At 60.6% G+C, this 13,750-nt stretch carries 26 protein-coding genes; 24 read left to right on the top strand and 2 right to left on the bottom strand.

Annotation, left to right across the window (positions count from 1 at the left end):
• Positions 1–4: 4 nt before the first annotated feature.
• The 23 genes from rplB (at position 5) to rplQ (ending at position 11,921) form a co-directional block, all read left to right on the top strand.
• Positions 5–841 (top strand): 50S ribosomal protein L2, encoded by an 837-nt coding sequence (gene rplB / locus G405_RS0101565; protein WP_022699739.1) that lies wholly within the window; start codon positions 5–7, stop codon positions 839–841.
• Positions 842–855: 14 nt separating this feature from the next.
• Positions 856–1,134, top strand: a complete 279-nt coding sequence (rpsS, locus tag G405_RS0101560; RefSeq protein WP_022699738.1) for a 30S ribosomal protein S19 — start codon at positions 856–858, stop codon at positions 1,132–1,134.
• 3 nt (positions 1,135–1,137) lie between these two features.
• On the top strand, positions 1,138–1,518 hold the full coding sequence (gene rplV, locus G405_RS0101555; RefSeq protein ID WP_022699737.1) for a 50S ribosomal protein L22: 381 nt from the start codon (positions 1,138–1,140) through the stop codon (positions 1,516–1,518).
• The gene (gene rpsC / locus G405_RS0101550; RefSeq protein WP_022699736.1) at positions 1,518–2,222 is read left to right on the top strand and encodes a 30S ribosomal protein S3; all 705 of its coding nucleotides are present in this window, start codon (positions 1,518–1,520) and stop codon (positions 2,220–2,222) included. The genes rplV and rpsC overlap by 1 nt, the downstream gene beginning before the upstream one ends.
• A gap of 21 nt (positions 2,223–2,243) precedes the next feature.
• A complete protein-coding gene (gene rplP / locus G405_RS0101545) occupies positions 2,244–2,657 on the top strand; it encodes a 50S ribosomal protein L16 (RefSeq protein WP_009801130.1) in 414 nt (137 codons plus the stop codon).
• 12 nt (positions 2,658–2,669) lie between these two features.
• Positions 2,670–2,864: a 50S ribosomal protein L29 gene (gene rpmC / locus G405_RS0101540; RefSeq protein WP_022699735.1), complete on the top strand. Its 195-nt coding sequence runs from the start codon at positions 2,670–2,672 to the stop codon at positions 2,862–2,864.
• 14 nt (positions 2,865–2,878) lie between these two features.
• Positions 2,879–3,115 carry a 30S ribosomal protein S17 gene (rpsQ, locus tag G405_RS0101535; protein WP_022699734.1) on the top strand — a complete coding sequence of 79 codons (237 nt, stop codon included), beginning with the start codon at positions 2,879–2,881 and terminating at the stop codon, positions 3,113–3,115.
• A gap of 42 nt (positions 3,116–3,157) precedes the next feature.
• Positions 3,158–3,526 (top strand): 50S ribosomal protein L14, encoded by a 369-nt coding sequence (rplN, locus tag G405_RS0101530; protein ID WP_022699733.1) that lies wholly within the window; start codon positions 3,158–3,160, stop codon positions 3,524–3,526.
• Positions 3,527–3,528: 2 nt separating this feature from the next.
• Complete coding sequence (gene rplX, locus G405_RS0101525) at positions 3,529–3,843, top strand: 50S ribosomal protein L24 (protein WP_022699732.1); 315 nt, start codon at positions 3,529–3,531, stop codon at positions 3,841–3,843.
• Positions 3,836–4,396, top strand: a complete 561-nt coding sequence (gene rplE / locus G405_RS0101520; RefSeq protein WP_022699731.1) for a 50S ribosomal protein L5 — start codon at positions 3,836–3,838, stop codon at positions 4,394–4,396. Before rplX ends, rplE begins: the two co-directional genes overlap by 8 nt.
• Positions 4,397–4,448: 52 nt before the next feature.
• Complete coding sequence (rpsN, locus tag G405_RS0101515; protein ID WP_022699730.1) at positions 4,449–4,754, top strand: 30S ribosomal protein S14; 306 nt, start codon at positions 4,449–4,451, stop codon at positions 4,752–4,754.
• 11 nt (positions 4,755–4,765) lie between these two features.
• Positions 4,766–5,164 (top strand): 30S ribosomal protein S8, encoded by a 399-nt coding sequence (rpsH, locus tag G405_RS0101510; RefSeq protein ID WP_022699729.1) that lies wholly within the window; start codon positions 4,766–4,768, stop codon positions 5,162–5,164.
• A gap of 19 nt (positions 5,165–5,183) precedes the next feature.
• Positions 5,184–5,717 (top strand): 50S ribosomal protein L6, encoded by a 534-nt coding sequence (gene rplF, locus G405_RS0101505; protein ID WP_022699728.1) that lies wholly within the window; start codon positions 5,184–5,186, stop codon positions 5,715–5,717.
• An 11-nt stretch (positions 5,718–5,728) separates the two neighbouring features.
• Positions 5,729–6,082: a 50S ribosomal protein L18 gene (rplR, locus tag G405_RS0101500; protein ID WP_028284461.1), complete on the top strand. Its 354-nt coding sequence runs from the start codon at positions 5,729–5,731 to the stop codon at positions 6,080–6,082.
• 11 nt (positions 6,083–6,093) lie between these two features.
• Positions 6,094–6,675 (top strand): 30S ribosomal protein S5, encoded by a 582-nt coding sequence (gene rpsE / locus G405_RS0101495; RefSeq protein WP_022699726.1) that lies wholly within the window; start codon positions 6,094–6,096, stop codon positions 6,673–6,675.
• 9 nt (positions 6,676–6,684) lie between these two features.
• Positions 6,685–6,879 carry a 50S ribosomal protein L30 gene (gene rpmD / locus G405_RS0101490; RefSeq protein ID WP_022699725.1) on the top strand — a complete coding sequence of 65 codons (195 nt, stop codon included), beginning with the start codon at positions 6,685–6,687 and terminating at the stop codon, positions 6,877–6,879.
• 30 nt (positions 6,880–6,909) lie between these two features.
• The gene (gene rplO, locus G405_RS0101485; RefSeq protein ID WP_022699724.1) at positions 6,910–7,392 is read left to right on the top strand and encodes a 50S ribosomal protein L15; all 483 of its coding nucleotides are present in this window, start codon (positions 6,910–6,912) and stop codon (positions 7,390–7,392) included.
• Between the two features lie 82 nt (positions 7,393–7,474).
• Positions 7,475–8,818 (top strand): preprotein translocase subunit SecY, encoded by a 1,344-nt coding sequence (gene secY, locus G405_RS0101480; protein WP_022699723.1) that lies wholly within the window; start codon positions 7,475–7,477, stop codon positions 8,816–8,818.
• Positions 8,815–9,378, top strand: coding sequence for an adenylate kinase (locus tag G405_RS0101475; RefSeq protein WP_022699722.1), 564 nt, complete (start codon positions 8,815–8,817; stop codon positions 9,376–9,378). The genes secY and G405_RS0101475 overlap by 4 nt, the downstream gene beginning before the upstream one ends.
• A 192-nt stretch (positions 9,379–9,570) precedes the next feature.
• On the top strand, positions 9,571–9,939 hold the full coding sequence (gene rpsM / locus G405_RS0101470; protein WP_022699721.1) for a 30S ribosomal protein S13: 369 nt from the start codon (positions 9,571–9,573) through the stop codon (positions 9,937–9,939).
• Between the two features lie 12 nt (positions 9,940–9,951).
• Positions 9,952–10,341: a 30S ribosomal protein S11 gene (rpsK, locus tag G405_RS0101465; RefSeq protein ID WP_009801114.1), complete on the top strand. Its 390-nt coding sequence runs from the start codon at positions 9,952–9,954 to the stop codon at positions 10,339–10,341.
• 93 nt (positions 10,342–10,434) lie between these two features.
• Entirely contained in the window at positions 10,435–11,454 is a 1,020-nt protein-coding gene (locus G405_RS0101460) for a DNA-directed RNA polymerase subunit alpha (protein ID WP_028284460.1), read from the top strand.
• 47 nt (positions 11,455–11,501) lie between these two features.
• Positions 11,502–11,921, top strand: coding sequence for a 50S ribosomal protein L17 (rplQ, locus tag G405_RS0101455; RefSeq protein WP_022699719.1), 420 nt, complete (start codon positions 11,502–11,504; stop codon positions 11,919–11,921).
• A 68-nt stretch (positions 11,922–11,989) separates the two neighbouring features.
• Here rplQ and G405_RS0101450 read toward each other — a convergent pair whose 3' ends face one another.
• Positions 11,990–12,352: a VOC family protein gene (locus tag G405_RS0101450; protein WP_028284459.1), complete on the bottom strand. Its 363-nt coding sequence runs from the start codon at positions 12,350–12,352 to the stop codon at positions 11,990–11,992.
• 80 nt (positions 12,353–12,432) lie between these two features.
• Here G405_RS0101450 and G405_RS0101445 point away from each other — a divergent pair, with 80 nt between their 5' ends.
• Positions 12,433–13,167, top strand: a complete 735-nt coding sequence (locus G405_RS0101445; RefSeq protein WP_022699717.1) for a helix-turn-helix transcriptional regulator — start codon at positions 12,433–12,435, stop codon at positions 13,165–13,167.
• On the opposite strand, the gene G405_RS0101440 is transcribed toward G405_RS0101445, so the two are convergent.
• Entirely contained in the window at positions 13,156–13,680 is a 525-nt protein-coding gene (locus tag G405_RS0101440; RefSeq protein ID WP_022699716.1) for a YkvA family protein, read from the bottom strand. The genes G405_RS0101445 and G405_RS0101440 overlap by 12 nt on opposite strands.
• Positions 13,681–13,750: the final 70 nt, after the last annotated feature.

The following is a 13,750-nucleotide window of genomic DNA, read 5'->3' as shown; positions in this document are numbered from 1 at the left end:
AACCATGGCTCTGAAGACTTTCAAGCCGACCTCGCCTGGCCGCCGCGCACTCGTGCTGGTGGACAAGTCCGGGCTGCATTCGGGTCGCCCCGAAAAGACGCTCGTCGAGGGTCTGCATAAATCTGGCGGTCGTAACAACACCGGTCGCATCACGTCGCGTCGTCGCGGCGGCGGCGCCAAGAAGCTCTATCGCGTCATCGACTTCAAACGTCGCAAGTTTGATGTCCCGGCGACGGTCGAGCGTCTGGAATACGACCCGAACCGCACCGCCTTCATCGCACTGATCAAGTACGAAGATGGCGAGCTGGCCTACATCCTGGCTCCGCAGCGTCTGTCTGCTGGCGACACTGTCCTCGCGGGTGATCGCGTTGATGTGAAGCCTGGCAATGCGATGCCGCTGAAGAACATGCCGGTCGGCACCATCATCCACAATGTTGAGCTCAAGCCGCTCAAGGGCGGCCAAGTGGCCCGCTCCGCCGGCGCCTATGCTCAGCTGGTGGGTCGTGACGCAGGTTACGCTCAGGTTCGCCTGATGAGCGGCGAGCTGCGCATGGTGCACCAGGACTGCATGGCCACTGTCGGCGCCGTGTCGAATTCTGACCACCTGAACACCAATCTGGGTAAAGCCGGCCGCAAGCGCCATATGGGCAAGCGTCCGGCGGTTCGCGGTGTGGCCATGAACCCGGTTGATCACCCCCATGGCGGCGGCGAAGGTCGCACCTCGGGCGGTCGTCACCCGGTCACCCCGTGGGGCAAACCGACCAAGGGCCGCAAGACCCGGTCGAACAAATCCACCGATAAATTCATCATTCGCTCGCGCCACGAGCGCAAGAAACGCTAAGGGACGGCTGCGCCATGCCTCGTTCTGTCTGGAAAGGTCCGTTTGTCGACGGATACCTCCTGAAGAAAGCCGATGCTGCTCATGATGCCGGCCGCAAGCAGGCGATCAAAACCTGGTCGCGTCGCTCGACGATCATGCCGCAGTTTGTGGGTCTGACCTTCCAGGTCCACAACGGCAACAAATTCATTCCGGTTCTCGTCTCCGAAGAGATGGTCGGTCACAAGTTGGGCGAATTTGCTCCGACTCGGACCTATTACGGCCACGCGGCGGACAAGAAAGCCAAGAGGAAGTAAGCGATGGGCAAGGCTGCAAATCCCCGCCGCGTCGCGGACAACGAAGCTCGTGCAAAACTGCGCATGCTTCGCATCAGCCCGCAGAAGCTCAACCTGATCGCCCAGTTGATCCGTGGCAAGAAGGTTGAACGCGCTCTGGCTGACCTGGAATTTTCGCGCAAGCGTCATTCCGCCGACGTCAAGAAGGTGCTCGAGAGCGCCATCGCCAACGCGGAAAACAACCACGGTCTGGACATCGACTCTCTGGTCGTGTCCGAGGCCTATGTGGGCAAGAACCTGGTCATGAAACGCTTCCGCGCCCGTGCGCGTGGTCGCGGCGCCAAGATCCTGAAGCCGTTTTCCGAGCTGACGATCGTCGTGCGCGAAGTTGAGGAGGCCGCCTAATGGGTCAGAAGGTTAATCCGATCGGCCTTCGCGTCGGCATCAACCGCACGTGGGAATCGCGTTGGTTCGCCAAAGGCGACGAGTATGCGGACCTGCTGCACGAAGACCTGCGCATTCGCGACTTCCTCAAAAAGGAACTCAAGAACGCGTCTGTGTCGCGCATCATCATCGAGCGCCCGCACAAGAAATGCCGCATCACCATCTACACGGCTCGTCCGGGTGTGGTGATCGGTAAAAAGGGTGCGGACATCGAGAAGCTGCGCCGCAAGGTCTCGAAGATGGTTGACGGCGAAGTGTTCCTCAACCTCGTCGAAGTGCGCAAGCCGGAAGTCGATGCGACCCTGGTCGCAGAGAGCGTGGCTCAGCAGCTCGAGCGCCGCGTGGCGTTCCGCCGCGCCATGAAGCGCTCCCTGCAGACGGCCATGCGCATGGGCGCACTGGGCTGCAAGATCATGTGCGGCGGCCGTCTGGGCGGCGCCGAGATCGCGCGCGTTGAAAAGTATTCTGAAGGTTCGGTTCCGCTGCACACCCTGCGTGCGGACATCGACTATGGTTTCGCTGAAGCCAAGACCGCGATGGGCATCATCGGCATCAAGGTCTGGATCTACAAAGGCGAGATCATGGAACATGACCCGATGGCGCAAGAGCGCCGCATGCTCGACTCTGGCGAGCAGCGCGCACGCTCTGGCCGTCAAGCGGCGTAAGCGGAACGAGGGAGTAGAACCATGCTTCAGCCGAAGCGCACCAAATTCCGCAAGGCGCATAAAGGCCGCATCCACGGTCAGGCCAAGGGCGGCTTTACGCTGACCTTTGGCTCTTATGGCCTGAAAGCGGTTGAGCCGGAGCGGATCACCGCCCGTCAGATCGAGGCGACCCGTCGCGCCATCACCCGTCACATGAAACGGGCTGGTCGCGTCTGGATCCGGGTGTTCCCGGATCTGCCGGTCTCCAAGAAGCCGACCGAAGTCCGGATGGGTAAAGGTAAAGGCTCACCCGAATACTGGGTGGCCAAAGTCAAGCCTGGCCGGATCATCTTCGAGATCGACGGTGTTCCGGATGATGTCGCCCGCGAAGCCCTGCGCCTCGGCGCAGCCAAGCTTCCGATCAAGACCAAAGTCGTCACCCGTCCGGGTGAGTAAGAGGAGGGAAGAATGAAAGCCGAAGACGTCCGCGCGTTTAGCGACGATCAGCTTCAGGACGAACTCCTCAAGCTGAAAAAAGAACAGTTCAACCTGCGTTTCCAACAGGCCACCGGCCAGCTGGAAAACACTGCGCGCTTTATGCAGATCCGCCGGGATATCGCCCGGGTCAAAACGGATCAGCGTCGCCGCGCGCTTGAAAATTAAGGGGGCTTGGGTCCATGCCGAAGCGCATCCTTCAAGGCGTCGTGGTGAGCGACAAGCAGGAAAAAACCGTGATCGTGCGCGTTGAGCGCACCTTCCTGCACCCCCTGCTGCGTAAAACCGTGCGCCGTACGAAGAAATATCACGCCCACGACGAGTCGGGCGCGATCAAAGTGGGTGAGCGCGTCCAAATCCAGGAGTGCTCGCCGAAGTCGAAGCTGAAGCGGTGGGAGATCGTCTCCGAGCAGGCGTAAGCCTGGCCCGGTGGATGATCCACTGATAACGGAGGATTAGCGATGATCCAGATGCAAACTAATCTGGACGTGGCCGACAATTCCGGGGCCCGCCGCGTACAGTGCATCAAAGTACTGGGCGGCGCGAAACGCCGCTATGCAGGCGTCGGCGACATCATTGTCGTCTCGGTCAAGGAAGCCACGCCCAAGGGCCGCGTTAAGAAGGGCGATGTCCGCAAGGCCGTCGTCGTGCGCACCGCTCGCGACATCAAGCGTCGTGACGGCAGCGTCATCCGTTTCGACGGCAACGCGGCTGTGATCTTGAACACCAACAACGAGCCGGTCGGCACCCGGATCTTCGGCCCGGTTCCTCGTGAACTTCGCGCCAAGAGCCACATGAAGATCGTCTCCCTCGCGCCGGAGGTCCTGTAACCATGGCTGCGAAGATCAAAAAAGGCGACAAGGTCATCGTTCTGACCGGTCGCGACAAAGGTAAGACCGGCGAGGTCACCCAGGTTCTTCCGAAAGAAGATCGTGTGGTGGTGTCGGGCGTCAACGTGGTCAAGCGCCACCAGCGCGCGACCCAAACGGCCCCGGGCGGTATTGTTGAGAAAAACGCGTCCATCCACGTGTCCAACGTGGCTCTGGCCGATCCGAAATCTGGCGAAGCCACCCGTGTGGGCTTCAAGATTGAAGACGGCAAGAAGGTTCGCGTGGCCAAGAAATCCGGTGAGGTGATCGATGGCTGACGTTGCTGCATACGAACCGCGCCTGAAAACGAAGTATCGCGAGGAAATCCGCGCGACTTTGAAAGAAAAGTTCGGTTACGCCAATGAAATGATGATCCCGCGCCTGGATAAGGTCGTGATCAACATGGGCGTCGGCGAGGCTGCTCAGGATTCCAAGAAAATCCGCGGCGCGCTCGCAGATCTCGAACTGATCGCTGGCCAGAAGCCGGTCGGTACGATCGCCAAGAACTCCATCGCCGGCTTCAAGCTGCGCGAAGAGCAGATGATTGGCGCCAAAGTCACCCTGCGCAAGGATCGCATGTTCGAATTCCTTGATCGTCTGGTGACCATTGCTCTGCCGCGCGTCCGCGACTTCCGCGGTCTGAACGGCAAGAGCTTTGACGGCCGGGGCAATTACGCGATGGGCTTGAAAGAGCATATCGTTTTCCCCGAGATCGATTACGACAAGGTCGAGAAAATCCGCGGTATGGACATTGTTGTCTGCACTACGGCTAACACCAATGAAGAAGCGAAGGCCCTGCTGGCCGAGTTCGATTTTCCGTTTTCGAACTAACGCAGCAGGAGAGCGAGACCGTGAGGGTCTCGCACGCGAGGAGAAGAACTGAATGGCTAAGAAGAGTGCAGTCGAACGCAATCTCAAGCGCCAGCGCCTGGCTCAGCGTTTCGCCGCCAAGCGCGAAGCGCTGAAAGCGATCGCACGCGACACGGACAAGCCGGTTGAAGAGCGCTTTGCAGCGCAACTGAAGCTGGCCTCGTTGCCGCGCAACTCGGCGCCGACCCGCATCCGTAACCGATGCCAGGTGACCGGCCGCCCGCGCGCTTATTACCGCAAGCTCAAGATGTCGCGCATCGCGCTGCGTCAGCTGGCCAGCCACGGGCTTATCCCGGGCATGGTCAAGTCGAGCTGGTAGGAGGGATTTAGATGTCCGTGAACGATCCTCTCGGCGATATGCTGACCCGCATCCGTAACGCGCTCATGCGCAAGCGGAGCAATGTGGTGACCCCGTCTTCCAAACTTCGTGGCCGCGTGCTCGAAGTGCTTCTGGAAGAGGGCTTCATCCGCGGTTACACCGAGACCACCGACGCCAAGGGCTTCAAGCAGTTCGAAATAGAACTGAAATACCATGAAGGCCAGCCGGTGATCTCCGAGATCAAACGCGTGTCCAAGCCGGGCCGTCGCGAATACCGCAAGGTGCGCGATCTGCCGCTCGTCATGAACGGCCTGGGCATCGCCATCATTTCGACTCCGCAAGGCGTTATGAGCGATGCACTGGCGCGCTCAAAGAATGTCGGCGGCGAAATCCTTTGCCACGTCAGCTAGAGACAGGGAGGCTAGAACTATGTCGCGTCTAGGCAAACTGCCTGTCGAAATCCCCGCCGGGGTGACCGCCAATATCACTGGCGCTCAGGTGTCGGTCAAAGGCCCGAAAGGCGAACTCAGCTTCGAAGCGCCCGCATGCGTGCGTCTGAAGCAAGAGGACAACGCCATTACGGTCGAAATGGCTGACGGCACAAAATTCGCGAAAGCCATGTACGGCACCGCGCGCGCCCGCATCAAAAACATGGTGCAAGGCGTCACTCAGGGGTTCTCAAAGAACCTTGAGCTGGTCGGTGTTGGTTACCGCGCCCAAATGCAGGGCACGGATCTCAAGCTTTCGCTCGGTTTCTCGCACGACGTGATCTACACGCCGCGTGAGGGCGTCAAAATTGCGACGCCGAAACCGACCGAGATCACCATTGAGGGCGCTGACGCCCAAACCGTGGGTCAAACCGCGGCGGAAATTCGTGAATTCCGTCCGCCTGAGCCTTACAAAGGCAAGGGTGTGAAGTATTCCGACGAATATGTCCGTCGTAAGGAAGGCAAGAAGAAGTAAGGGGCCAGGCGATGAAAAATGCTGCAGAAACCATGCGGCGCCGCGCTCAGCGCACGCGCACCCGGCTCCGCAAAATGGGCAATGGACGACCGCGTTTGTCGGTGTTCCGTTCCTCAAAGAATATTTACGCCCAGATCATCGACGATGCGAACGGCGTGACCCTGGTGTCGGCCTCCACTCTGGAGAAAGACGCCAAGATCTCTTCGAACGGTGTCGAAGCGGCTGCCGAAGTCGGCAAGCGCGTCGCAGAACGGGCGAAGGAAAGAGGTCTGATCGACGTGGTGTTCGACCGCGGCGGTTACATCTTCCACGGGCGTGTTAAAGCGCTCGCAGACGCCGCTCGCGAGGGCGGTCTGAACTTCTAAGGAGCGAACGCATGGCACGAGAAGACAATCGCGGCCGCGATCGCCGCCGCCGGGACGACGATAACGCCGAACCGGAACTGGTCGACAAGCTGGTCCAGATCAACCGCGTCGCCAAAACCGTGAAAGGCGGCCGGAACTTCCAGTTCGCCGCTCTCGCGGTGGTCGGCGACCAGAAGGGCCGCGTCGGCTTCGGACAGGGCAAGGCGCGTGAAGTGCCGGAAGCCATCCGCAAGGCGACCGAAGAAGCCAAGAAGATGATGGTGCGCGTGCCGCTGCGTGAAGGCCGCACCCTGCACCATGATGCAAAAGGTCGTTGGGGCGCCGGCAAGGTGATCCTGCGTTCCGCGCCTCCGGGCACCGGCGTCATCGCCGGCGGTCCGATGCGTGCGGTGCTGGAATCGCTCGGCGTTCAGGACGTGGTCGCAAAATCGACCGGTTCGTCCAACCCGTACAACATGGTTCGCGCAACGTTCGAGGCCCTCAAAGCCCAGAACAGCCCGCGTTCGGTGGCCGCCAAGCGTGGCATCAAGGTCGCTGATCTGGTTGAGCGTCGCCAAGATGGCGCCAGCTCACCTGAAGCCATCGAATCCTAGGAGGGACGCATGGCTGAACAAAAAACCCTGGTGGTGCGCCAAACCGGCAGCCCCATCCGCCGTCCGAAGGACCAGGCCGCGACCCTCAAGGGTCTTGGCCTGGGCCGGATCGGCCGCGAGCGCGAGCTTGAGGACACCCCGTCCGTGCGGGGCATGATCCGCAAGGTCGCCCACATGGTTGAGATTGTGGAGGAGCGCGGTTAATCCCGCGCCCTCTCACCAAGGAGACGAACGATGCGCTTGAATGAACTGCGCGATAACGACGGCGCGACCAAATCGCGTACGCGTGTCGGCCGTGGCATCGGCTCTGGCAAAGGCAAAACCGGCGGACGCGGCGTTAAAGGCCAGAAGTCTCGCTCGGGTGTCGCCATCAAGGGCTTTGAGGGCGGTCAGATGCCGCTCTATCAACGTCTGCCCAAGCGCGGCTTTAACAAGCCGAACCGTTTGGCGTTCGCTGAAGTGACCCTGGGCCGCCTGCAAACGGCAGTGGACGCCGGCAAGCTGGACGCGAAAGCGCCTGTCGACGCCGCCGCTCTGATCAAGGCTGGCGTCATTCGCCGCGCCAAGGACGGCGTGCGAGTGATTGGCGGCGGCGAACTGACCGCGAAACTGGACCTGACGGTGGCTGGCGGCTCCAAGCCGGCGATCGAAGCTGTGGAAAAGGCTGGCGGTAAAGTCACCGTCACCGCCAAATCCGCCAAAGACCAGTCCGAATAAGCTGGCGTTGAGACGGACCGCTTCCTAACTGGAAGCGGTCCCTCCGCGCTTTGAGGGCTTTCTCAGGGAGCATCCGACCGATATGGCGTCAGCCGCTGAACAGCTCGCCCAGAACATGAATTTCGGGGCGTTCGCCCAAGCGAAGGAGCTGCAGAAGCGCATTCTGTTCACGCTCCTGGTCCTGGTCATCTACCGTATCGGCACGTTTGTGCCTGTGCCGGGCATCGACCCCTCGCAATTTGCGCTGGCCTTCCAGCAGCAAAGCCAGGGCGTGCTGGGCATGTTCAACATGATGTCCGGCGGCGCCGTCGAGCGCATGGCGATCTTCGCGCTGAACGTGATGCCCTATATCTCCGCCTCCATCATCATGCAGCTTATGGCGGCCACCGTGCCGTCGCTCGAGCGCTTGAAAAAAGAAGGCGGCGAGGCGGGTCGCAAGCAGATCAACCAATACACACGCTATCTGACCGTGGTTCTGGCCGGCGCTCAGGCGTTCGCCATCGCCATCGGCATGCAGACGGTGACCGACGGCGCCTCCATCGCGATCAATCCCGGACCGTTCTTCCTGATCACCACCGTGACGACCCTGGTGGGCGGCACCATGTTCCTGCTGTGGCTGGGTGAGCAGATCACCGCACGCGGCGTGGGCAATGGCGTGTCCCTGATCATCTTCGCCGGCATTGTGGCCGAGCTGCCCCGCGCGCTGGTCAATGCGCTGCAACAGGGCGCTTCGGGCGCCATTCCCGGCGGCGTCATCATCGCCATGCTGATCGGCATCATCGTCGTGCTGGCCTTCGTGGTGTTCATGGAGCGCAGCCAGCGCCGGCTCTTGATCCAGTATCCCAAGCGTCAGGTGGGCAACCGCATGATGGGCGGCGAATCGAGCTTCCTGCCGCTCAAACTGAACACGGCCGGCGTGATCCCGGCGATCTTCGCCTCGTCGCTGCTCTTGCTGCCGGCGACTGTGGCGGGTTTCTCCACCACCGGTCCGGAATGGATGACGACCATCGTCGCCCTGCTGGGCCCGGGGCAGCCCCTGTTCCTGGCGTTCTACGCCTCGCTGATCATTTTCTTCACCTTCTTCTACACCTCGCTGGTCTTCAATCCGGAAGACACCGCGGATAATCTGAAGAAGTATGGCGGCTTCTTGCCGGGCATCCGTCCTGGCAAGCGGACGGCGGAATATCTCGACTATGTGCTCTCGCGTCTGACCGTCATCGGGGCGGCGTATCTGACCATTGTCTGTGTTTTGCCCGAGTTCCTGAAGGCGCAAGTTTCCGGCATCCCGTTCTACATTGGCGGCACCTCGCTGCTGATCGTGGTGTCGGTGACGCTTGATACGGTTGGTCAGATCCAGTCCCATCTGCTGGCCCACCAGTATGAAGGCCTGATCAAGAAGACCAAGCTGAAGGGGCGCAAGAGATGAATCTGGTACTGTTCGGACCGCCTGGCGCGGGCAAGGGCACCCAAGCCAAACGTCTGGTCGCTGATTACGGATGGCTGCAATTGTCCACCGGCGACATGCTGCGCGCCTCTATCGCCGCAGGCACCGAGTTGGGCCAGAAGGTCAAAGGCATTATGGACCGGGGCGACCTGGTTTCCGATGACATCGTCATCGCACTGATCGAGGAACGTCTGCCGGAGGCTGAAATCGCCGGCGGCGCCATTTTCGACGGTTTCCCGCGCACCGTGGCCCAGGCCGAAGCGCTGGATGAACTCCTGCAATCACGCGGCACGCAGATCGACACGGTCTTGCGGCTGGTGGTGGACCAGGACGAGCTGGTGGCGCGTATGGAAAAACGCGCCGCTGAAGAGGGCCGCGCCGACGACACTGTCGAGGCGTTCAAAGTGCGGCTTGAGAATTATAACGCCCAGACCGCGCCGCTGATTCCCTATTATGAGGGGCAGGGCAAACTGTCTGATGTGGACGGCATGGGTGAGATGGACGAGGTTGCTGCACGTATTGCAGCCGCGCTCGGCCAATAAAAGAGCAGCTTCCAGATCAGCATGGTCTGGAAAAACAGGACGGGTGGCTTCCTCTCGCGGTTGACGTGACTGGTGAGCGCCTATAATAAGCGCCCTTCGCTCGCAGGGGCAGACGTCGAAACAAGCGCCGCCATTCCGGTTGCGCTCTTTCGCCGTCTTCTGTGCGAAGGCTGATGAGACAAGGAGAGCGTCGTGGCACGTATCGCCGGCGTCAACATTCCGACCAACAAGCGCGTCACGATCGCGCTGCGCTATATCCACGGCATCGGCCCGGCTATGGCGACGGAAATTTGTGACAAGGTGGGGATCCCCGCCGAAAAACGTGTGAGCCAGCTCACCGACGCAGAAATTCTGCAGATCCGTGAAGCCATCGACGGTGGATACACCGTTGAAGGTGATCTGCGCCGCGAAGTTGCGGTGAATGTGAAGCGTCTGATGGACCTGGGTTGCTATCGTGGTCTGCGTCATCGCCGCGGCCTTCCGGTCCGCGGTCAACGCACGCACACCAATGCGCGCACCCGTAAAGGCCCGGCCAAGCCGATCGCCGGCAAGAAGAAATAAGGAAGCAGGGTAATGGCAAAAGAACCGTCCCGCGTCCGCCGCCGCGAGCGCAAGAATATCACGGCCGGCGTCGCACACGTGAACGCCAGCTTCAACAACACCATGATCACCATCACCGATGCGCAGGGAAATGCGATTTCCTGGTCGTCGGCTGGCGCCATGGGGTTCAAGGGCTCGCGTAAATCCACGCCGTATGCTGCGCAGGTTGCTGCTGAAGATGCAGGCCGTAAAGCGCAAGAGCACGGCGTGAAGACGCTGGAAGTGAAAGTCTCTGGTCCGGGTTCGGGCCGTGAGTCTGCGCTGCGTGCGCTGCAGTCTGTCGGTTTCACGATCACGACGATCCACGACGTGACCTCGATTCCGCACAATGGCTGCCGTCCGCCGAAGCGCCGCCGCGTCTAAATTCAATCAACGCCGTAATGCGTTGATTGACGACTTTGGTCCGGCGCGCAGTCCCTATGACTGTCGCGCCGCACGCCTGAAGGGGTGATGTCCGTGATTGAGAAGAACTGGCAGGAACTGATCCGCCCGATGAAGCCGGAAGTCCAACCTGGCTTTGATCCGGTGCGCCAAGCCAAAATCATTGCTGAGCCGCTCGAGCGCGGCTTCGGCATGACTTTGGGCAATGCGCTGCGCCGTATTCTGCTGTCCTCGCTGCAGGGCGCGTCGATCACGGCCGTGCAGATTGATTCCGTGCTGCACGAGTTCTCGTCCATCAAGGGCGTGCGGGAAGATGTCACCGACATCATCCTGAACCTCAAGCAGGTCGCTCTGCGCATGCATGGCGAAGGTCCCAAGCGTCTGACCCTGAAAAAGCAGGGCCCGGGCGAAGTGACCGCCGCAGACATCGAAGAGACCGCCGACGTCGAGATCATCAACAAGGATCACGTCATCTGCACTCTCGACGAGGATGCGGACGTGCGCATGGTCCTGACCGTGAACACCGGCAAAGGCTATGTCCCGGCTGACCGCAACCGTCCCGAAGACGCCCCGATCGGCCTCATCGGCGTGGATGCGCTGTACAGCCCGGTCAAGCGCGTGGCCTATCGCGTGGAGAACACGCGTGAAGGTCAGGTGCTCGACTATGACAAGCTGATCCTGGAAGTCGAAACCAACGGCGCTGTGACCCCTGAAGATGCCGTGGCTTATGCTGCGCGCATCCTGCAGGACCAGTTCCAGATCTTCGTGAACTTCGAAGAGCCGTCCGAAGCCCGTGCGGCGGAAGACGACAAACCCGAGCTGGACTTCAACCCGGCCCTCCTCAAAAAGGTGGACGAGCTGGAACTGTCCGTGCGTTCGGCGAATTGCCTGAAGAACGACAACATCGTCTATATCGGCGACCTCATTCAGAAGTCCGAGGCGGAAATGCTCCGCACCCCGAACTTCGGTCGCAAATCGCTCAACGAGATCAAGGAAGTTCTCGCACAGATGGGTCTGCATCTGGGCATGGACGCGCCGAACTGGCCGCCGGAGAACATCGAAGATCTCGCCAAAAAATATGAGGATCAAATCTAGGAGGCGCGCCGCGAGGCGTCCCTAACCGGGATTGAAGGAGAACACCGATGCGTCATGGCGTCGCCCACCGCAAGCTTAACCGCACCTCGACCCACCGTCGCGCCATGTTCGCCAACATGGCCGCGTCGCTGATCGAGCACGAACAAATCGTCACCACCCTGCCGAAGGCCAAAGAGCTCAAGCCGATCATGGACAAGCTCATCACCCTGGCCAAACGCGGTGATCTGCACGCTCGCCGTCAGGCGATCTCCAAGATCCGCAACAAGGATCAGGTGGCCAAGCTGTTTGAAGCCCTCGGCCCGCGCTACCAGGAGCGTCAGGGTGGTTACACCCGCGTTCTGAAAGCCGGCTTCCGTCATGGCGACAACGCTCCGATGGCTGTGATCGAACTGGTTGATCGCGATCCGTCCGCCAAAGGCGCCGCCGACCGTGCGCGCGAAGAGGCGGCCGAGGCCGCTGAAGACTAGGTCTTCGCACTCTCGACTGAATAAAGGGCCGCATCTTCTGGATGCGGCCCTTTTTCGTTTGCAGGTGTCTAGACCGTGGCGTTCAAGCAGATCTTGTTGTTGTCGAGATCTCTTACATACGCGGAATAATACGGCCCGCGCTGTCCGGGTTTGCCTTCATCCGAGCCGCCGAGTTCAAGAACTTTCCGATAGAGTGCGTCCACCTGATCCGCAGATCCGACATTGAAGCCGATCATGGTCCCGTTGCCATGTGTTGCAGGCTCGCCGTCAAAGGGTTCAGCGACAGCGAACGCGAAACCCTCTCCCAGCCAGTAGGTCATGCGCTCGGTCCGCGCCGCCTGCGCGATGCCGAAATGGCCGAAGAGCTGATCGTAGAAGGCTGTGGCAGCCGCCATATTGTTCGTCCCGGCGACGAAATAGTTCATCTGCACGTCAAAATCTCCCAAGTGACGATAGGTTTGTGAGCCGCGACGCTATTGGCAAATATAACATTTTATGTCGTATTAGTTTTGTGCCCCGGTCAAATTCATCCAATCGCCTGCAACGGCTTGAGCGGCTGACCGCGCAGCTGAAGGCCGAGCCGTTCTGCATCATCAAGGATCTGGCTAAGCAGCTTGGCGTCAGCGAGCGTACGCTGGCGCGTGATCTGGCGCTCTTGCGTGAACAAGGGCTGCCTGTCGAGGCTGATCGCGGGCGAGGGGGCGGCGTTCGGCTTGACCGTCGATGGGGCGTGGGGCGGCTGAATCTCGCTTACGCTGAAGCGGTCGACCTTCTCATAGGCATCGAAGTCGCTCAGAAAATGGGCTCGCCGATCTTTCTGGCGAGCCTTGAGAGTGTGAGACGGCAGCTCATTGCGTCCTTCTCTGCGGATAAACGGGAGAGGGTGGAGGCCCTGAAATCGAGGATACTCGTGGGGGTGACCGCATCGACCTTCGTTCAGGTGAGCGCATCGCCGCCGCCTGATCTGGTGATCAAGGCGTTGCATCAGGCCTTCATGGACAAGGAGCGGCTCGAGATTCGCTATCAGCGCGAAGACCTGGAGATGTCAGAGCGTCAGATCGAGCCTCACTATCTTTTGCTGAAATATCCGGTCTGGTACGTCATCGCCTTTGATCATTTCCGAGGCGAGCCGCGGACCTTCCGCTGTGATCGCATACAGGCGGCCAGCCTGACCGGTACGCGGTTCAGGCTGCGCCCGCTCGATGAGTTCAAGCACATCTGGAACGGTGAGGATTTACGGGTCTGACTGAGGCGTGGCCATGCCCAGAGCCTCGCGCGCCTTGGCGCGGTGGGCGTCCGTGATCGCGCCGCCCACTTGCAGGATGATCGTGGTCAGCACGGTGCCGTCATCGGCGTATCCGACGAAGCCGAGAAAATCGGGAATGATGTCGAAGATCCACAAAAAGTAGAGCAGGCCCAGGGCGAGGGCGGCGCGCACCCGGAGCGGCGTTTCCGGGTCACGCATGGCGTAATAGGCGGCCACCAGATCTTCCAGGAACGGGATTTGCCGGGCGACTCGCTGGACCTTCGGCCAGAAACCGGCTTCGACCTTGGCTTCGTCGCGCGCAAATTCGTCTTCGGTGCGCTCAGCCGCCTCGGCCACGCGCTGAAGGGCCAGCTCTTCGGCGCGGTCCAGCGCAGGCGTCCGTCCCTCCCGATAGAGCGGAGTGTAGGCCGCCTCGGCCTTTTCCTGGATTTTCGCCAGAGTTTTCTCGCCTTTGCCGCGACGGAATATCAGACGATTGATCGTGTTGCGCATGACGTTTCCCTTCCTGAGCAGTTTAGCCCAAATTCTGACGTGTTGGGTGTCGATCTTGCGAAATCGTAAT

The organism is Oceanicaulis alexandrii DSM 11625, from assembly GCF_000420265.1.
In the GTDB taxonomy this organism is placed as follows: Bacteria; Pseudomonadota; Alphaproteobacteria; order Caulobacterales; family Maricaulaceae; genus Oceanicaulis; species Oceanicaulis alexandrii.
The sequence above is the reverse complement of the archived record's forward strand: the minus strand, read 5'-3'. Positions and strand labels throughout refer to the sequence as shown.